General features: G+C 70.9%; 16 protein-coding genes and 1 riboswitch. Of the genes, 7 read left to right on the plus strand and 9 right to left on the minus strand.

Annotated elements, in window-relative coordinates:
* Positions 1-17: 17 nt before the first annotated feature.
* A riboswitch (S-adenosyl-L-homocysteine riboswitch) is annotated at positions 18-94 on the minus strand.
* 111 nt (positions 95-205) lie between these two features.
* Entirely contained in the window at positions 206-1,903 is a 1,698-nt protein-coding gene (locus OG417_RS37045; RefSeq protein ID WP_329239123.1) for an NAD-binding protein, read from the plus strand.
* A 26-nt stretch (positions 1,904-1,929) separates the two neighbouring features.
* On the opposite strand, the gene OG417_RS37050 is transcribed toward OG417_RS37045, so the two are convergent.
* Together OG417_RS37050 and pdxR are read right to left on the minus strand one after the other, a co-directional pair.
* Entirely contained in the window at positions 1,930-3,378 is a 1,449-nt protein-coding gene (locus tag OG417_RS37050; RefSeq protein WP_329239126.1) for a hypothetical protein, read from the minus strand.
* A gap of 152 nt (positions 3,379-3,530) precedes the next feature.
* Positions 3,531-4,904: a MocR-like pyridoxine biosynthesis transcription factor PdxR gene (pdxR, locus tag OG417_RS37055; RefSeq protein ID WP_329239128.1), complete on the minus strand. Its 1,374-nt coding sequence runs from the start codon at positions 4,902-4,904 to the stop codon at positions 3,531-3,533.
* 47 nt (positions 4,905-4,951) lie between these two features.
* On the opposite strand from pdxR, the gene OG417_RS37060 reads away from it, so the two are divergent.
* From OG417_RS37060 to OG417_RS37070, 3 genes are read left to right on the plus strand one after another with little or no spacing between them, the layout of a single operon-like run.
* On the plus strand, positions 4,952-5,620 hold the full coding sequence (locus OG417_RS37060; protein ID WP_329239130.1) for a pyridoxamine 5'-phosphate oxidase family protein: 669 nt from the start codon (positions 4,952-4,954) through the stop codon (positions 5,618-5,620).
* Positions 5,617-6,258, plus strand: a complete 642-nt coding sequence (locus OG417_RS37065; protein ID WP_329239132.1) for a DsbA family protein — start codon at positions 5,617-5,619, stop codon at positions 6,256-6,258. Before OG417_RS37060 ends, OG417_RS37065 begins: the two co-directional genes overlap by 4 nt.
* A 28-nt stretch (positions 6,259-6,286) precedes the next feature.
* Positions 6,287-7,366 (plus strand): hypothetical protein, encoded by a 1,080-nt coding sequence (locus OG417_RS37070; RefSeq protein WP_329239135.1) that lies wholly within the window; start codon positions 6,287-6,289, stop codon positions 7,364-7,366.
* Positions 7,367-7,418: 52 nt separating this feature from the next.
* On the opposite strand, the gene OG417_RS37075 is transcribed toward OG417_RS37070, so the two are convergent.
* Positions 7,419-8,054: a TetR/AcrR family transcriptional regulator gene (locus OG417_RS37075; RefSeq protein ID WP_329239138.1), complete on the minus strand. Its 636-nt coding sequence runs from the start codon at positions 8,052-8,054 to the stop codon at positions 7,419-7,421.
* Positions 8,055-8,134: 80 nt separating this feature from the next.
* Between OG417_RS37075 and OG417_RS37080 the strand changes: the two genes are divergently transcribed.
* A complete protein-coding gene (locus tag OG417_RS37080; protein ID WP_329239141.1) occupies positions 8,135-9,562 on the plus strand; it encodes an MFS transporter in 1,428 nt (475 codons plus the stop codon).
* Positions 9,559-10,788 carry a flavin-containing monooxygenase gene (locus OG417_RS37085; protein ID WP_329239144.1) on the plus strand — a complete coding sequence of 410 codons (1,230 nt, stop codon included), beginning with the start codon at positions 9,559-9,561 and terminating at the stop codon, positions 10,786-10,788. Before OG417_RS37080 ends, OG417_RS37085 begins: the two co-directional genes overlap by 4 nt.
* Positions 10,789-10,793: 5 nt before the next feature.
* Here the strand turns inward: OG417_RS37085 and OG417_RS37090 are convergent, their stop codons facing one another.
* The gene (locus OG417_RS37090; RefSeq protein WP_329262846.1) at positions 10,794-11,975 is read right to left on the minus strand and encodes an IS110 family transposase; all 1,182 of its coding nucleotides are present in this window, start codon (positions 11,973-11,975) and stop codon (positions 10,794-10,796) included.
* A gap of 99 nt (positions 11,976-12,074) precedes the next feature.
* Here OG417_RS37090 and OG417_RS37095 point away from each other — a divergent pair, with 99 nt between their 5' ends.
* On the plus strand, positions 12,075-13,091 hold the full coding sequence (locus tag OG417_RS37095) for a carboxymuconolactone decarboxylase family protein (protein ID WP_329239145.1): 1,017 nt from the start codon (positions 12,075-12,077) through the stop codon (positions 13,089-13,091).
* A gap of 106 nt (positions 13,092-13,197) precedes the next feature.
* Here OG417_RS37095 and OG417_RS37100 read toward each other — a convergent pair whose 3' ends face one another.
* The 5 genes from OG417_RS37100 to OG417_RS37120 are packed head-to-tail and all read right to left on the minus strand — an operon-like array spanning position 13,198 to position 17,868.
* Entirely contained in the window at positions 13,198-14,043 is an 846-nt protein-coding gene (locus OG417_RS37100) for an alpha/beta fold hydrolase (protein WP_329239147.1), read from the minus strand.
* A 51-nt stretch (positions 14,044-14,094) separates the two neighbouring features.
* A complete protein-coding gene (locus tag OG417_RS37105; protein WP_329239149.1) occupies positions 14,095-14,880 on the minus strand; it encodes an amino acid ABC transporter ATP-binding protein in 786 nt (261 codons plus the stop codon).
* A gap of 7 nt (positions 14,881-14,887) precedes the next feature.
* Positions 14,888-15,748 carry an amino acid ABC transporter permease gene (locus OG417_RS37110; protein WP_329239151.1) on the minus strand — a complete coding sequence of 287 codons (861 nt, stop codon included), beginning with the start codon at positions 15,746-15,748 and terminating at the stop codon, positions 14,888-14,890.
* Between the two features lies 1 nt (position 15,749).
* Entirely contained in the window at positions 15,750-16,676 is a 927-nt protein-coding gene (locus OG417_RS37115; RefSeq protein WP_329239153.1) for an ABC transporter substrate-binding protein, read from the minus strand.
* Between the two features lie 16 nt (positions 16,677-16,692).
* Positions 16,693-17,868 carry an NAD(P)/FAD-dependent oxidoreductase gene (locus OG417_RS37120; RefSeq protein WP_329239156.1) on the minus strand — a complete coding sequence of 392 codons (1,176 nt, stop codon included), beginning with the start codon at positions 17,866-17,868 and terminating at the stop codon, positions 16,693-16,695.
* Positions 17,869-17,875: the final 7 nt, after the last annotated feature.

Here is a 17,875-nt window from a genome sequence, read left to right on the forward strand (position 1 = left end):
TGGTCCACCCCCCGTTGCGTTGGGAGGCGCCCTTGCGGATCTTCTGCAGGCCGAGCGTGGCGGGCCTTTGCCCGTTGCAGCGCCTCTCGGTCTGATCTCCAACGGTACCCAAGACACGCACGGAGTCCAACGCGACCAACGGAGAGTGGCGCCTGCGCCCATCGGTACAAGGGTTTTGGCCCGATCGGAGAATAAGATCACGGGCGTGCCGACAGTCCCCCGACGACGCAGCGCCATGCGCGGTCACCTCGTCGTCTGCGGCGACACGCCGCTGGCCTTCCGGCTCGCCGACGAGCTGACCAAGCGTTACCTGCAGGATGTGGCCGTCATCCTGCCGTCGAAGAAACGCAACCACGGACCGCAGATCGCCCGGCTCCCCCGCGTGAAGGTGCACGAGGCGCTCGAACTGAACGACGAGGCGTTCCGCGACGTCAACGCCGAGGCGGCGCGGGCGGTCGCGCTCGTCGGCAACAGCGAGGTCGGCAACATCCACGCGGCGTTGCGCGTGCAGGAGCTCAACCCCGGGGCCCGCCTCGTCATCCGGATGTCGAACACCTCGCTGGGCGCGCGGATCCGCACGCTGTTCAACGACTGCGCGGTGCTCTCGGACGGCGCGATGGCGGCGCCGTCGTTCGTGGCCGCCGCGCTCGGCGACCCGGCGCCCAGCCACGTACGCGTCGCCGGCCGCACGCTCTACGTCGCCCGCCGCAGCGACCGGCCGAAGACCATCATCTGCGGGCTGGCCGACACGCGCCGGTCCGAGGGCAATCCGCGCCTGCTGCCGGACCCGCACGAGACCGCCAACCTCGTGCTCGCGGTCGCCGACAAGACCCCGCGCGACCCGCTCAGCGCGCACCGGCCGCGCCACCGGCCGTTCGCCTTCCTGGCGCGTAACCTGCGGCTCGTCCTCAACCGCCGGCTGATGCAGGTCGTGCTGGTGCTGCTGGCCGTCATCGTGATCGGCACGGTGGCGCTGAGCCTGTCCGGCGAGTCCGGCTTCAGCGAGTCGCTCTATCTCGTCCTGCTCGACCTGGCCGGGGCCGCGAACCCCGACCCGTCACTCGGCGGGGCGGCCAAGACGACCCAGGTGATCGTCACGCTCGCGAGCCTGGCCCTGGTACCCGCGATCACGGCCGCGGTCGTCGACGCGGTCGTACGCGCCCGGCTCGCCGGGCCGCTCGCGCTGAGCGAGCCGATCAGCGGTCACATCGTGGTCGTCGGGCTGGGCGCCGTCGGCGTACGCGTCGTCGCACAGCTCAACGACCTCGGCGTGCCGGTCGTCTGCGTGGAGATGAACGAGGACGCCGTCGGGGTGCCGCTGGCACGCCGCGAGGGGCTGCCGATCGTGTTCGGCGACGCGACGCGCAAGGAGACGCTGCGCAGCGCGTGGGTCAGCACGTGCCGCGCGGTCGTGACGGTCACCAGCGACGACATCACCAACCTGGAGGCGGGCCTGAACTCGCGCGACCTGAAGGACAACGTACGGGTCGTGCTGCGGTTGTTCGACGACGACCTGGCCGCGCGGGTCCACCGCAACTTCCACATCCCGGTGTCGCGCAGCGTGTCCTTCCTGGCCGCGCCCGCCTTCGCGGCGGCCATGATGGAACGCCAGATCATCGGCACGATCCCGGTCGGGCGCGGCGTGATGCTCATCGCCGACGTGCCGATCGCCCAGGGCTCCGAGCTGGAGGGCCGTCCGCTGAGCGACGCCAACCAGCGCGGGGAGTCACGGGTGCTCGCGGTCGGGCGCCGCGGCGGGCAGCACTTCGACTGGGAGCCCCAGGACGGGTACCTGCTCGTCCGCGGGGACCGGCTGATCGTCCTGGCGACGCGGGCGGGCATCGGGCACGTACGCGCGCGGAGCATCGCGCCCGCGCCGGAGGCGCCTTGGCAGCCGAGATAGCCTCCCGACCGTCCCGCCCCGGCGGGTCACTGGACGATGAGGCCCTCGCGGCCGTTCAGCTTCTGCGCCTTCACGTGGAACGTGCCGGTCAGCGGCCCGGTGTCGAGCTTCAGGCGGTTGTCCGACAGCTTCGACGTCTTGTGCTCCGGGTCGAGCGGGACGATCACATACTGGTGGCCCTCGATCGCGCCCGTCAGCACGGACGCGTCCTTGGCCGTCAGCTGCCCGGAGGTGAACCGGAACGTCCCGTTCAGCCGGGCGAGCATCGCGTACGGCACGTTCTTGGTCGTGTAGTAGCCGCCCGTCTCCAGGTCGCCGGTGGCGGTCTCCAGCGGCACGAGCAGCAGGGCGTCGCTGCTGTTCTTGTACGCCCTGACCAGCGGGTTGAAGCGCGGAATCAGGTCGCTGTTCTGCTTGGCGAGCTCATCTTGAATCGCCTGGCGCAGGTCGTCCGACGGCTGCTCGGCGACGGGCGTGACACCGTACAGCAGCAGTGCCAGCGGCGTCTGGCCGTTCTGGGTGACCTGCTTCTGCCAGGTCACCGGGTGCGCCTTCTTGTCCTTGTCCTTGTCCTTCTTGCTCTTGTCGGCCTCGTCCAGGAGCAGGCCGGCCAGGGCGCCCAGCGGCGCGGCCTCGCCGTCGACGGTCAGGCGCCGGGGATCCAGGTTCTGGCCGAGCGGCTCGAAAGCGACGCGGTCGCGTATCTCGTCCGGTTTCGTGCGGTCGGCGCCGTCGGCCACGGCGGAGGCGACGGCGTCGAAGTAGCCCGCCGCGCCTTCGGAGGCATCGGTCGCGGCGGCGTGCTTCGCCTCGTCGGCGTACTCCTTCTGCCACTTCTGGTACCAGTACGCGGCGTTCGCGAGCCGCTGCCGCCGCTGCTTCGGCTCGTGATAGGCGGCGACCACGTCGTTGTACAGCATCGCGCGGTAGAGCCGTGGCGTGACCGCGAGCGGGTACTCGGTGCCGCGCATCGCCCGCTGGTCCGAGGCTTTGCCGCGCTGCTGCCACGAGTGGAACAGCTCGTCGGTCGCCGCGCCGAACAGGATCGCCGACAGGCTGACGTGTTCCTCCTTGGCCTCGTCGGTGTAGGAGGAGTCGGCGCTGTTGATGACGACGGTCGGATGCCCGTCCCAGGTGGTGTAGAGCGAGCCGGTCGACGGGATCTCGACCTTGTGCTTGGCGAGGTCGGAGGCGCTGAGGTTCTTGACGTCGTCGACGCTGATGAGCCGCGCCGTGTGACCGTCGCCGATGACGATCCGCCGGTCCTTCAGCACGACACCGGGCCAGATGTCCCCGGCGTGCGGCCAGACCTTCGCGGCGTAGGCCCGCATCTCGGTGGCGACGGGCGCCACGGCCGTCGCCTTGGACACCGTGGCGGTCTTGTGAGTGTGCTCCGCGCATCCGGCGGCGGCGAGCACCGCGGCCAGCCCACCGACCATCGCCGCCGCACCGCGGCGTCCGGTCCCGATCAACACTGCCTACCCCCCGCTACCGACGACCTGGGCTTCGGGGGGTGCTGCCCAACGCTTGCCCCGGCGATCATTCCCCGTGCTCGCTCGCCATAACGCCACGGACCGCGAACCCTTCACCGCCGCGAAAGATGGAGGCCTCCGTCGGCGGCGCGGACTCAACGACGAATCGCCGTGACCAGCGCGGCGACCGCCGCCTCGAGGTCACGTTCGGGAATCCGGCCGTAACCGAGCACCAGGCCACCGCGCGCGTTCCCCGTATGACTGAACCGGCTCAGCGGTGCCACCCGTACACCGCGGCGGAGGGCACGCGCCGCAACGGTGGCGTCGTCGAGGCCGGCCGGCAGCCGCATCAGGAGGTGCATGCCGGCGGCGATCCCCTCGATCCGCAGGTCAGGGAGGCGATCGGCGAGGGCGGCGATCAACTGCTCGCGTCGTCGCCGGTACTCCTTGCGGGCCCGGCGTACGTGCCGATCGTAGTCACCACGTTCGATCATCATGGCGAGGGCTCGCTGCTCGACCGAGGGGGGACATACGTCCAGCAGGTTGCGGATGCGTTGCGCTCGAGGCATGTGCTCAGCGGGCAGGACGAGCCAGCCCAGGCGCAGTGCGGGCGCGAGGGTCTTGGACGTCGTTCCCAGATAGGCGACGTGCCCGGGGTCCAGGCCCTGCAGCGCGCGCACCGGTTGTCTGTCGTAGCGGAACTCGGCGTCGTAGTCGTCTTCGAGCACCAGGCCGCCGGCTCGCCGGGCCCAGTTGAGAAGTGTCCGCCGGCGTTCTCCGGCAAGAACGACGCCCGTGGGGAACTGGTGCGCCGGCGTGACGAGCACGGCGTCGACATCCGGATCGTCGATGAGGATCCCGGCCGCGTCGACCGGCATCGGGCGTGCGGCGAGCCCGTGAGCGGTGATGCGCTCGAACTGGCTCGGCAGGGAGGGATCCTCCACTCCGACGCACCGCGCGCCTCCGGTCACCAGTGTTCGCATCAGCAGGTCGATGCCCTGTGCCGTCCCGTGGACGACCAGAATCTGTTCCGGGTCGGCGACGACGCCACGCGTCCGGCCGAGATGGCCGGCGAGCACCTCACGGAGCTTCCGGGTCCCGCGAGGATCGCCGTAGTCGTACTCGCTCACCGGCATCGAACGCGCGGCGGCCGCGAGGCAGGCCGCCCACTGGCGAACCGGGAACTGCGAGACGTCAGGCGTAGTCGGGGTGAAGTCGAAACGTACGCGACCGAGCTCCTCGCGCCGCGGCGCCGGCCGGAGCATCGAACGTGGGGTATCCCCGACCACCGGAGCCGCCTTGACCCGGCTGACGAGATAGCCCTGTGCGGCCAGCTGTTCGTAGGCCTCAGTGATCACACCGCGCGAGACGCCCAGTTGTGCCGCGAGCCTCCGGGACGAGGGAAGCCGCACGCCCGGGCGCAGGGCCCCGCCTCTGATGGCTTCGCGGATCATACGTTCGGCCGCGTCCGCCAGCCGCTCACCCGGTGAACGCTGCAACGACAGCCATCTGGCCTCGTCCGAAACCATGAATCTGGACCTTAACAACGGGCCAGCCTGGTCACCACACTTCTCGTGTGACAGCAGAACGCGTACGCGTGCGGAGGGCTCCCGAGCGAGGGCGCTACGCGCGCTCCGACATCCACGAGGTGCTGGACGCCGCGATGGTCGTGCACATCGCCTTCGTCGAGGACGGGCAGCCGTACTGCATTCCGTTCTTGCACGCCCGCGTGCGCAACGCCCTGTACATCCACGGTTCGACCGGCAGCCGGACGCTCCGGCTACTCGGTGACGGCGCTCCAGCCTGCGCGACGATCACGATCCTCGACGGGTTGGTCCTGGCCAGATCCGTGTTCGAGCACTCCGCGAACTACCGTTCCGTCACCTTGCTCGGCCGGTTCACCCGGGTACCGGCCGGCGAGCGCGGCGCGGCGCTGGAGGCGTTCACAGACCGTCTTGTGCCAGGCCGCTGGAGCGAGGTGCGCGCGCCATCGCCCAAGGAACTCGCCAAGACCAGCGTCCTCGCCATGGCGATCGACGAAGCATCCGTCAAGATGCGAACCGGACCACCGAGCGACGGCGACTCACCCGACGCCACCGACGACGTTTGGGCCGGAATCCTGCCCATGACGATCCGGCTGGGGACGCCCGAACCTGCCCCCGAACTCCCCCATGGCCTCCCGCTGCCGCAAAGCGTACGAAACCTGTGCGCGGCGACCAGCGACCACCATGGAGGCGAACGATGAGCGCGCAGGCCGAGCGGCGCAAAGAGAATTCCGGGCAGAATCCCGTCGAAGTCGTCCTCTACTTCGATCCATGCTGCCCGTTCGCCTGGATCGCCTCCCGGTGGATGCTCGAGGTCGAGTCGCGGATTTCGGTCGACCTGCGCTTCCGGGTCATGAGCCTCGCGCTGCTCAACGGCAACCCTCCGCCCGCCCCGGAGCCACGCGATCCGAGCGGCCGGCTGTGGGTGCTCGCGCGAGCCTGCGCGGCCGCTGACCGCCTCCACGGCCAAGAAGCGCTCCGGGCGCTGTACGCGGGGTTGGGCCGGCGCCTCCACGAGGAGAACACGAAGAACATGTCGGTGTTGGCGCCGGCACTCGCCGACGCGGGCCTGCCGAACGAGCTGGGCGAGTCCGCGTGGACGACGGAGCACGATGACTTCCTGCGCTCCAGCCATGCGGACGGCCTGACCCCGCTCGGCGATTCGGCCGGGGCGCCCGCGTTGCACATCGACGGACAGGCCCTGTTCGGCCCGGTCCTCACCGCCATTCCCCGGGGTCCCCGGGCCGTCGCGGTCTTCGACGCGGTGAGGACACTGGCCGCCTGCCCGGACTGGGCGGAGATGAAGCGAGATCGCACGGAGGAGTTGAGTTTCACATGACCACCACGTCCGGCAGCCGAGGAGAGCCATGACGAACACCGATGCCTCTCTCGACGAGGCCTACCTGCGACTGCACCACACCGGCCCGGAGTTCGGCGGTGACCAGAAGGGTGACCACGGGCTCGCCAACCACGGGCCGATGGCCGCGGAGGTCCTCGTCCGCCGCGGTCACGGCGAACAGGTGTCCTCCTGGCTCGACCGGTACGTCGCGCGGTTGATCGAGATGCCCACGCCGCGGGAACCCATCACCGAGCGGAACATGCGCGACGCGCTGGGCGGGGGGCGGGCCCGGCTCGGCGACTGGACAGAGTACTTCACCCGTCAGATGGCCGAGCGTCCCTGGCGAGAGGTTCTCGCCGAGTGGTGGCCGGTGCTCCTCCCCGGGATCACGGCCGGCGCCACGCATGGAGCGATCCGCGTGGGCCACGCGGTCCGCAGCCTCACCGGCGGCGCGGGGGAACTCGCCCGATTCGAGCTGGCGCACGGTCTCGCCTTCTGGGCGGCACGCAACCGGCCCATCCCCGGCGCCACCGTCCCATCCGGACTTCTGAGTCCGGGACAGGCGCTGGCCGCCGTCCCCCACCTCACCGACCAGTCCGGACTCATCGCCCATCGGCTCGCCCGGCTCGCCGATCTGCCGGGCTGGCCGGCCGCCCAGGCGGCCCTGCGGGCCCCAGCCGAGGCCGACGACGTACCCGTCCTCCTCGAAGAGCTGGTACAGGCGGCCACGGTTCGCTACCTCCACCGCGCCCACGGCAGCCCCATCCTGCTCGTCCACACGGCCACGGCGCCCAACGCCGTCAAGCACACTCTCCCCGTCCTGCCCAAGGAGATGTGGGCGCCGAGCCTGGCCGCGGTGTGGTCGGCCACCGCCGCGATCGTGTCCGCCTACGAACCCGGCCACACCGTCCCGCGGACGGAGCTACCCGAGGCTCCGCGTGCGGACGATCCAGTCGCCGACCTGCTGGAACGCGCGGTGGCCAACGGCGACGAACACGTCATCAAGTTCACCGACACCGCGGTGGAGGTCTACCAGGCCAGTGGCGACCCCGACGCGCTGGCGGCCGCCGTACGGGCACGGGACCTCATCGCACCCGAGGCGTCATGACCTGGCCCTGGAGGCGCCGGGACCCTCGCAGGAGGATGACTAGATTCCTACTCTAGTTAAATTCCCTCGGTAGAAGAGCGTCAGCCAGAGTCTTCGCGGCCCACTCGACCCAATCCTCGCGGCTCCAGCCACGGTCACAGGTGAGGAGTTGGTAGGTCTCGGGCGCGAGGGTGGCGAGCGCGATGTCGGCGGCGCGGATGGCGTTGAGCCCGGACCGCAGCCCGCCCTTGGCGGCGAGCGCCCCGGTGAAGACGGCGAGAACGGTGTGGCGCTGAGCGATGTTGGTGCGCCACAGCTCGGCGATGTCGGGGTCCGTCGCACCGGCCGACCGGACCACCTCCAGCACCGGCGCGACCCGTGCGTGGATCGCGGCGGTCGCCGCGACCAGCTGACGCAGCATGTCTTCAGGCGGCGCGGCCAGAGCCTGCGCGACCCAGGGACGGTCGAGGGTGGCGACCGGCGCGGTGTCGCCGGCCACCTCGATGTCGAGCAGTTCCTTGAGGATCGCCCGCTTGGTCTCGAACGTGAAGTAGAGCGTCTGTACGGCCACTCCGGCCCGGGTCGCGATGGCCTGCATGGTCGTCGCGGTGTAACCGCGTTCGACGAACAGCTCGCGGGCGGCGGCGAGCATGCGGGCGCGGGTCTGAGCCGCCTTGGCCGCGCGTGCGCCGGACTTGGGACGTGCCACCACGTGACCTCCAGCACCTTGACTAGAGCACCACTCTAGCGACACTCTTACTGGAGTGTCGCTCTAGCGAAGGGGGAGAGATGAGCGAGCGGAGCGCCCGGCGTCAGACGGCGGCGCTGGTGCTGATCACCGCGGTGGAACTGGTGGTCTTCCTGGACACCAGCGTGGTCAACATCGCGTTGCCGAGGATCGGCGCCGGCCTGGGCCTGGACGAAGCCGGGCTGGCCTGGGTCACCAACGCCTACCTGCTGGCGTTCGGCGGCTGCATGCTGGTCGGCGGCCGCGCGGCGGACCGGCTGGGGGCGCGACGCGTGTTCGCCTTCGGCCTGGCGTTGTTCACCGTCGCGTCGGCCATGGCCGGGCTGACGAACACCGCGTGGTTGCTCCTCGCGGCCCGCGCCGTGCAGGGCGTGGGCGCCGCCGTGACCGTGCCCGCGCAGCTAGCGCTGCTGACCCGCACGTTCAGCGAGCCGGCTGAACGGCGCCGGGCGTTCGGAGTCTGGGGGGCGATGGGAGCGGCCGGCGCGGCGATCGGCACGGCTACCGGCGGCCTGCTCACGCAGAGCCTGGGCTGGCGGTCGATCTTCTTGATCAACCTGCCCGTGGGTGTGGCGGCGCTGTCGTCGGCCGGAGGGCTCCTGCCCCCCGACCCGGCACGCCGGCGGGCCGATGCCGGGCGGCGCCTCGACCTGCCGGGCGCCGTCCTGGGCACGACCGGTCTTCTGCTGCTCGGATACGCGGTGGGCGCGCTCGCCGACCCGGAGAGCCGAGCGTCGGCCACGGTCCTGACGGTGGTCGCGGCGGTGCTGCTGGCCGGCTTCGTCGCCACCGAGGCCCGCGCCACCGAACCGCTCATGCCGCTGCGGCTGTTCCGGGTCCGCCAGGTCACCGGCTCGACGGTCGTCAACGCGCTGGTCGGCGCGGCCCACGTCCCCGCGTTCGCGCTGCTCGCCCTCTACCTGCAGAACACCCAGCACTACGGTCCCACCCGATCGGGCCTGGCGGTGCTGCCCGTGGCGGTGGCGGCGCTGATCGCCTCCCGCACCGCGATCCCCGCCGCCGTCGAACGCTTCGGCGCCCGTGCCCTGCTCGCGGTGGGCCTCGGCCTGCAGGCGGTCGCGTTGGCCTGGTTCACCGCGCTTCCCGCCACCGTGAGCTACCTCACGGACGTGCTCCCCGCGGCGCTGATCCTCGGCGTCGGCCTGCCCGCCTCGTTCGTCGGCGTCACCGCGCCCGCCGTCACCGCGGTCGCCCAGGATGACGCCGGTGTGACCGCCGGCATCGTCAACACCGCCCAGCGCGTCGGATCAGGCCTCGGCGTCACCGCCATCCTCCTCCTCTCCTCCGCGGTGACCGGTACGGCCGACTATCTGTCCGGGCTGCGAGCCGGATTCGCCGCGGCGGCCGGGCTGGCCCTGCTCGGCTGCCTTCTCACGCTGACGCTGTTGCGCCCGGCTCCCTCCTCGCCGGCTCCCACGCCGAGCCCGGCCATGAGGTCCCACCGGTGAATCGCCTCGAATCGACGGCCACCACCACCGGCGGCCGTCCCGCCGCGGGACACGCCCCGGTCGTCATCATCGGGGCCGGTTCGGCGGGACTGGCGGCCGCGGCCGCCCTGCGGCGCCGCCGGATCCACTCGGTCATCCTGGAGCAGGGCGAGGCCGTCGGCACGTCGTGGCGGCACCGCCATGATGAGCTGCGGCTGAACACCATCCGGTGGTTGTCCGATCTGCCCGGCCTACGCATACCCGAAAGCGCGGGCCGGTGGGTCGGCCGGGACGACTACATCGCCTATCTCGAACACTTCGCGCGGTCCGAGCGCCTCGACGTACGGTTCGGTGTCCAGGCCCGGCGGCTGGATCCCACCGCGGACGGCTGGCAGGTCACGACGGACCACGGCGCCTACCGCGGCGGGCACGTGATCGTCGCCACCGGACACGATCGCGTGCCCGCGGTTCCGGACTGGCCCGGGCGCGCGGGCTTTCCCCGGCCGATCCGGCACGTCGCCACCCTGCGCAGCGCCGCCGAGCTGGCCGACGCCCGGGTACTCCTCGTCGGGGCGGGCAACTCCGGCATCGAGATCGCCGGCCACCTCGTCGACGCCGGCGTCCGGGATCTGTGGGTGTCGGTGCGCAACCCGCCGACCATCGTGCCCCGCGAACGCCACGGCGTCCCCTTGCACCCGCTCACCGTCGCACTCCAGGTTCTGCCCGAACGGGTCCGCGACCGCCTCGCCCGGACGGTCACCCGCCGCGCGTTCGGCGACCTCACCTCCTTCGGGCTGCCCGCCCCGCGGCAGGGCCCGTTCGAGCGCATGCGCACGACCGGCGTCACGGTCGCGGTCGACCAGGGCTTCGTCGCCCATCTCAAGGCCGGCCGGCTGCGCATCGTCAGCGCGATCGACCACTTCGACGGTCCCGAGGTCGTCCTGCGAGACGGCGACCGCCTCGGGCCCGACGTGATCCTCACCGCGACCGGCTACCGGCCCGGACTGGAGAACCTGGCCGGGCACCTCGGCGTCCTCGACCACGCCGGACGACCGGGCACCGGCGCCGGACCGCATCAGCCCGCCACCGGGCTGTGGTTCATCGGCTACCACCCGACGATCGAAGGCAACCTCCGCCGGCATCCCATCGAAGCGCGACGGATCGCCCGGGCGATCGCCGCGCAGTCGAGAAGACCTGATCGAACTCGTGTCGTTCCACCGCGGCACGCGCACCACGACTCTCAATGACGTTGTCAAGCCGCAGCGGCGAGTGGGGGCGTGAGTTGGTAGACGCGTCCATCGCGCAGCAGGGTGTTGACGCGGCGTCTGGCGAGGGCGAGTACGGCCTGGGTGTGGCGTTTACCCTTGGCGCGTTCGCGGTCGTAGAAGCGCCGGGAGTCCGGGCAACAGCGGACGCTGATCAGCGCGGAGGTGTAGAACACCCGTTGCAGCGCGCGGTTGTAGCGCTGGGGCCGGTGCAGGTTGCCGCTGACGCGGCCGGAGTCGCGGGGCACGGGTGTGACGCCGGCGAAGCCGGCCAGCTTGTCGGCCGAGCCGAACCGGTCCATGTCACCGCCGGTGGCGGCCAGGAACTCGGCACCGAGCAGGACACCGATGCCCGGCAGGCTGGTGATCACCTCGGCGGAGGGGTGGCGGTGAAACCGGTCCTCGATGAGCTGGTCGATGTCTTTGATCTGCTCGGTGAGGGTGATCACCCCCTCGGCGAGCTGGGCCACCAGACGTGCGGCCATCTGCTCGCCAGGAAGCGCCCTCATCTGGGACTCCGCGGCGGTGACCGCTTTGACGGCCAGTGCGGCGGCGCCGCGGATTCTGCGGGCACGCAGCCATTCGGTCAGACCGGCAACACCGATCTCGCGCAGCGAGGCGGGTGTCTGGAAACCGGTCGGCAGCACCAGCGGACCGCGGTTGGTCAGGTCCACGGCACGCTGCAATGCCGGGCAGATGGCCGGCACCTGGTCGTGCAGCCGGTTGACCGCGCGGGTGCGGTCGGCGGCCAGGTCCCGGCGGCGGGCCACCAGCAGCCGCAGCTCGACAATGAGTTCGTCATCGGCGTCCAGCACCGTCAGGTCGCGGCGCATCCGGGCCCGGTCAGCGATGATCAGCGCGTCCTTGGCATCGGTCTTACCCGCTCCCCGATACCCCTCAGCGGCCCGGTTGACGGTCATCCCAGGCACGTAGACAACGTTCCGCCCCTGATCGAGCAACAGCGCCAGCAGCAACGCCGACTCGCCGCCATGCGGATCGATCGCCCAGGTCACCCGCCCAGCCAGACCCAGGACCTGCCCGATCACCTCCACCAGCGCGGCCTCATCATTGGCGATCCGTCGCGACAGCAACCGTTCACCATCGATGTCGACCACAGCGACGTGATGGTGCTCCCGGCCGATGTCGACGCCGGCCCACACGCCTTCCAACCATGCCTCCCACGGTGGTGTGGTTCCGATCCTGCCCGCAGACGACCTCGCCGTCAGGTCCCTACACAGCGATGCGCTCGCGACCACTGAGGAGTTCCCATGGCGATCCGCCACGTCACGCCCGTGCCCAGAAGAACGGCCACCGGCCGAGTCGCCGATGTCTACGAGCAGTCCGCCGCCGACTTCGGGCAACCCGCGTTCATGATGCTGTCGCCCGCGCCCGACCTTCACGCCGCGGCCTGGGCCCTCCTCCGGGAAGCAGAACTGGCGGGCTCCGCACCCCGCCTCGGCAAGGAGGTCGTCGCCGTCGCCGTGTCGCAGGCCAACCGGTGCCGCTTCTGCGTCGACGCCCACAGCATCCTGGTCCATGCCCTCGGCGAACATCGGCTCGCCGAGGATCTGTTCCACGACCGGACCCCGGCCGAGTCCGAATACGCGAGGATCGTCACCTGGGCGAAGGCCACCCGTGCCCCCGACGCGACATCGTTGCCCGCACCGCCGTTCCCGGCCGAGCACGCCGCGGAGTACCTCGGAACGGTGCTGTCCACTCACTTCATCAACCGCATGTTCTCCGCGCTGACCGACGAACGGCTCCTCCCCGGCAACGTGCAACGCGCCAAGTCGGTACGCCGCATCGGTGCCAAGGCGTACGCCCGCACCGTCCACCGCGAGCTCCCCCGCGGCGCCGGCCTGCCCCTGCTGGCCGGCGTACCGATGGGGCAGCCGCCCGCCTGGGCCGCCGGCACACCGATCGCGACCGCCCTCGCCGCGCTGCGCGGCACCGCGGCCATCGGCGGCGCACTGCTGAGCGCACCGGGCCGTGACCTCCTGCGTAGGACCGTCGCCGAGTGGGACGGCACCCGCCCGTCCTCCCCCGGCACCTGGCTCTCCGGACGGCTGGCGAGCCTTCCCGAGGCGGACCGGCCCGCCACCGGGCTCGCCCTCCTCGCCGCCCTCTCCCCCCACGACATCACCGACGCGGAGGTCACCGCCTGGCGCACCGCGGCCGACATGACCGACGCGGACCTGGTGCGCCTGCTCGCCTACGGCGCCATCACCGTCGTGGACCGGATCGACGAAGCGGTCACCGGCCGGACCCCCGCACGGTCGAGGTGAGGTCCGTCCCATGGCGACAGCGACATCCGGCGCCGTGCTCGTCCTCGGAGGCCACGGCGCGGCGGCGGCGCGCAGTTCCAAGCCGAGCGGCCGTGGGAGTAGCGGGTCAGAGCCGATGGTCGTGAAGGAACGCGCGGACGAGTTGGTCGTAGCGAGAAGGATCCTCCAGGAACGCCGCGTGGCCCCGGCCCTCCAGGACCGTAGGGGCGCCGCGCCACAGTGCGGCGTACGGGAGGGACGCCACGTAGTCGTGGTTGATGAACGGATCGTCGCGCCCGTCGATGATCGCGAGCGGGACCGGTGACCGCGCGACGAGCGCCTTCTGGTCGGAGTCCTGGCCGCCGCTGAAGGAGGCGAACATGATGCGCCGCGCCCGCCCGTCCGTTCGCCGCACGTCCTCCACCACCCATCCCGGGGGCGGGGAGACCGTGATCTGCTCGGCGAACTCCGCCGCCTGGCCGGCCGCGATGTCCTCGGCACCCGCGTACCCGACGGTCGGCTGGAAGCCCTCCATCAGCGTGTCCTTGTTGACCGGTGGCGTACCCGTCACGACGAGCCCCGCCAGGCCGGGGAACCGCGGAATGAGTTCCAGGCCGATGTGCCCGCCGAGCGACCAGCCGACGACGACGGCCCGCTCGACGCCCAGCAGGCCGAGGAACTCGGCGATCGTCGCCGCGTACCCGCGTTGGGTGTAGGCGCGTCCGGGATCCGTGGCGTCGTCGGATTCGCCGTGGCCCAGCAGATCCAGGGCCAGCAGCCGCCTCGGCCCGAAGTCATCGGCGAGCTGCGCGTGGAAGACCTTGCGCGACGCCGAGTTTCCGTGCACGAACAGCAGCGGCGGCACGGAGAGTGAACCGCCCGGATCGGTGTCCGTATAGGCGACCCGGCCGTATCTGGTTTCGGCGTATCGAGTGGGACCCGGCAGCGGCGATGATTCGAGACCATTTCCCATGGTCGGCATGGTAGGCATTTTTCCAGCCCATTCTCACGACGCCCCGGGGTCTCAGTGGCTGAGTACGCGGCCGAGGAAGGATCGGGTCCGTTCGTGCTTCGGGTCGTCGAACACCTCGGCCGTGGTGCCCTCTTCAATGATCTCGCCGTCGGCCATGAAGACCACGCGGTCGGCGACTTCGCGGGCGAAGCCGAGTTCGTGCGTGACGACCACCATCGTCATCCCGCTGAGCGCCAGGTCCTTCATGACCGCCAGGACCTCGCCGACGAGTTCGGGGTCCAGCGCCGACGTCGGCTCGTCGAACAGCACCAGCTTGGGGTCCATCGCCAGCGTACGGGCGATGGCGACGCGTTGCTGCTGGCCGCCGGACAGTTTCGACGGGTACCGGTCGCCGTAGCCGCCCAGGCCGACGCGGTCCAGCAACTCGTCGGCACGGGCGGTGGCGGTGGCCCGGTCCGCCCTCCGGACGCGGATCGGGCCGACCGTGATGTTCTCCCGTACGGTCATGTGCGGAAAGAGGTGGAAGTGCTGGAACACCATCCCGATGTCGCGACGCTGCCGCGCGATGTCCCGGTCCGGCAGCTCGTAGAGCTTCCCGCCCTTGTCCTCGTATCCCATGAGCCGGCCATCGACCCAGATCAGCCCCGAGTCGACGCGTTCCAGGTGGTTGACGCACTGGATGAGGGTCGACTTCCCGGCGCCGGACGGGCCGATGACGCACGTGACCGAACCGGCCTCGACGTCGAGGCTGACCGAACGCAGCACCGTGTGCTCGGCGAAGGACTTCGTGATGTTCTCGATGCGCAGCATCGGCATTCCGGCCGCTGTCGCTGTCATGCCTTCCTCACCGCCGTCCGAACTTCTTCTCCAACCGGCTCTGCAGAACGGTCAGCAGGGTGACCACGACGAGGTACCAGATCGTCGCGACGATCAGCAGCGGGATCGTCTGGTAGTTGCGGGAGTAGATGAGCTGCGCGCTGTACAGCAGGTCCGACAGCGCGAGGACGCTGACCATCGCGGTGTTCTTCACCATGCTGATCACCTCGTTGCCCAGTGCCGGGATGATGATGCGCAGCGCCTGGGGGAACACGACGACGCGGAACACCTGCCACCGGGTCATCCCGATCGCGAGGGCGGCACGGGTCTGACCGGGCTCCACACCGTGGATGCCGGCCCGGATGATCTCCCCGGTGTACGCGCCCTGGCTGAGCATCAGGCCGAAGACCGCGGCGCTGAACGGCGACACCAGGCTGTTGGTGTCGAAGGAGAGCAGCTCCGGGCCGAACGGCACGCCGAGCGCGACGTGCTTGTACAGGGCGCCGAAGTTGAACCAGAACAGCAGCTGCACGAGCACCGGCACGGTCCGGAAGAACCACGTGTAGGCCAGCGACGCGCCCGACAGCAGGCGGCTGTCCGCGTCGCGCATCACCGCGAGGACCGTGCCGATCAGCAGCCCGCCGGCCATCGCGATGACCGTCAGCAGCAGCGTCATCCCGAGACCGGCCATGATGGGCCGGGTGAACAGGTAGAGGAAGACGGTGCGCCAGCCGAACGCCTGGTTGGTGATCAGTCCGTGCAGTGCCATGGCGGCGACGAGCAGCACGAACGCCACGCCGACCCACCGCCACGGCCGCCGCCTGGGCACCACGACCTTGCCGGAGGGATCCTGTGCCGCGTGCGAGGCCCGGGTCGTCATCTCGGCCATGTCACATGCTCTTCGTCTTGTTGATCTCGGCGGTACGGATCATGAGCGCCGACTGCCCCCACTTGTCCATGATCTTCGCGTACGTGCCGTCGTCGATCAGCTTCTGCACGGCCTGCCGCCACACGCCGATCAGCGTCGATCCCTTCGGGAAGGCGGTGCCCCAGGGGATCTCGGCCGCCGTGTTGTGCCCGGCGACCTTCGCCGCGCCGTGGCTGTTCTGCGCGAAGTAGTTGCCGGCCGTGGCGCCGATCCAGTAGACGTCCACCCGCCCGCTCGTCAGCGCCAGCCCCGCCTGGCTCGACTGGTCGAACGTGCGCAGCTCGATCGGCTTCTTGCCGGCCTTGCGGCATTGGGGATTCTGCGCGTTGGCCAGGTCGACCTCGATGGCACCGCGTACGGTCGAGACCGTCTTGCCGCACAGGTCCGCGACGGTGCGGTAGGCACCGCCGTCCGTGCTCCTCGACACGAAGCTCTGCCCGCCGTTGATGGTCTGCAGCATGTCGATGACCTGCACCCGCGCCGGGGTGATGCCCATCTGGCCGATGGCGAGGTCGTACCGCTTGGCCTGCAGGCCCGGGATCAGCGCGTCGAACGACGTCGCGTGGTAGTCCGGCCGCAGGTCGAGCACCTGGGCGGCGGCGTTCACCAGGTCGACCTCCCAGCCGACCAGCTTGCCGTTCGAGTCACGGAACTCGTCCGGCGCCGACCCTTCGTTCGCGCCCACCCGGACGGCCGACCCCTTCGGGTACTGGGCGGGCAGCTTGGCGATCAGCGCGGCGTCGGGCTTCTCGCTGATCGTCTGGGCCTTCTGTCCGCCCTGCTGCGGTTTGGCGCCGCCGGCCGAGTCGTCCGGTACGGCGCACGCCGCCATCATCGTTCCCGTGCACAGCGCCGCGAGCAGGACGCGGGCCGCTCTACCTCCGTACATAACCCCTCGCTTGCTCTTATTGCTGGCCCGCGTACTGGGCGCGGGGCAGATCCGGGAACGCGTCGGTGGTGGTGTCGAGTAGCCGGTCGGGTTCGAAGCCGGACAGCAGGGGGGAACGCCGGTCCCGCAGGACCTCTTCGGCGACGATCCGGCCGAGCAGTACGGACAGGGTGATGCCGCTGTGCGTGCACACCGCGTACGTGCGGTCGTCGAGGAAGCCCGCGGCGGTACGGCCGTCGGCCGGCATCGCGCGCTGTCCCACCGCGATGTGGCTGAGCGCCGCGCCGTCGGTGCCCGCCAGGACCCGGTGCAGCCGGTGCAGCATCTCCTGGCCGACGGGACCGGAACGTTCCACCCCGTGGAACGGGTCCGCCCGGTGGTCGAGGTCGAGCGTCTGCAGCACCAGCCGGCCGCCGCCGTCCGGGCGTACGTTGATGCGCGGCGTGGTGAGCACGGCGTTCAGCCGCGTCGGGACCGGTTCGGTGTAGCCGAGGAAGCCGCAGACGACGTCGCCCGGCTCGTTCGGGTCCCGGACCGCCATCGGCCGGCCGGCGAGGCCGGTGAGCTCGCCGGTCCAGCGCCCGCCCGCCAGGACGACCCGGTCGCCGGTCCAGGTCTCGCCGGCCGCCGTGCGTACGGTGGCGGTGTTCCCGGCCGTGTCGATGCCGGCCACCTCGTCCGGACAGCGCAGCCGGGCGCCGTGGTCTCGCGCCTCGCCCCACAGCCGGGCGAGCAGCAGTCCGGGCAGCACGTACCCCTCTTCGGGGTAGCAGACGACCTCGTCGATCCCCGGCGGCACGAGGAGGTCCGGCAGCCGCCGTCGTGCCTGGTCGGCGGTCAGCCGGGTGACCGCGTACCCGCGCTCGGACAGTTCCCTCGTCGAGGCGGCGAGCCGCTCGCGGCCCGCGTCGTCGTCGGCCCACTCGTGGTTCCCCGTCGGGAAGAACCAGCGAGCGCCGCCGTCGGGGACCGCCAGCTCGCGGTGGGCGGCCATCCCGGCGACGTTCAGGTCGTGGTAGGGACGTGGATTCTTGTGGTGGGAGTTGACCCAGGCGAACGTACGGCCGCTGGTACCCGTACCGATCCCGGTCCGGTCGAAGACGGTCACGTCGGCGCCGGCCATGGCGAGGCCGCGGGCGATCGACACCCCGACCACCCCGGCCCCCACGACCGCGACGGTTGCGTTGGACACTGCCCCT

It is taken from the genome of Actinoallomurus sp. NBC_01490 (assembly GCF_036227085.1).
GTDB classification, from domain to species: domain Bacteria; phylum Actinomycetota; class Actinomycetes; order Streptosporangiales; family Streptosporangiaceae; genus Actinoallomurus; species Actinoallomurus oryzae.

What these genes read in the sequence shown, in the direction of transcription:
- pdxR (WP_329239128.1), bottom strand. Translation starts at nt 4,904, where the DNA reads ATGGTTTCGGACGAGGCCAGATGGCTGTCGTTGCAGCGTTCACCGGGT.
- OG417_RS37065 (WP_329239132.1), top strand. Translation starts at nt 5,617, where the DNA reads ATGAGCGCGCAGGCCGAGCGGCGCAAAGAGAATTCCGGGCAGAATCCC.
- OG417_RS37070 (WP_329239135.1), top strand. Translation starts at nt 6,287, where the DNA reads ATGACGAACACCGATGCCTCTCTCGACGAGGCCTACCTGCGACTGCAC.
- OG417_RS37080 (WP_329239141.1), top strand. Translation starts at nt 8,135, where the DNA reads ATGAGCGAGCGGAGCGCCCGGCGTCAGACGGCGGCGCTGGTGCTGATC.
- OG417_RS37095 (WP_329239145.1), top strand. Translation starts at nt 12,075, where the DNA reads ATGGCGATCCGCCACGTCACGCCCGTGCCCAGAAGAACGGCCACCGGC.
- OG417_RS37100 (WP_329239147.1), bottom strand. Translation starts at nt 14,043, where the DNA reads ATGGGAAATGGTCTCGAATCATCGCCGCTGCCGGGTCCCACTCGATAC.
- OG417_RS37105 (WP_329239149.1), bottom strand. Translation starts at nt 14,880, where the DNA reads ATGACAGCGACAGCGGCCGGAATGCCGATGCTGCGCATCGAGAACATC.
- OG417_RS37110 (WP_329239151.1), bottom strand. Translation starts at nt 15,748, where the DNA reads ATGGCCGAGATGACGACCCGGGCCTCGCACGCGGCACAGGATCCCTCC.
- OG417_RS37115 (WP_329239153.1), bottom strand. Translation starts at nt 16,676, where the DNA reads ATGTACGGAGGTAGAGCGGCCCGCGTCCTGCTCGCGGCGCTGTGCACG.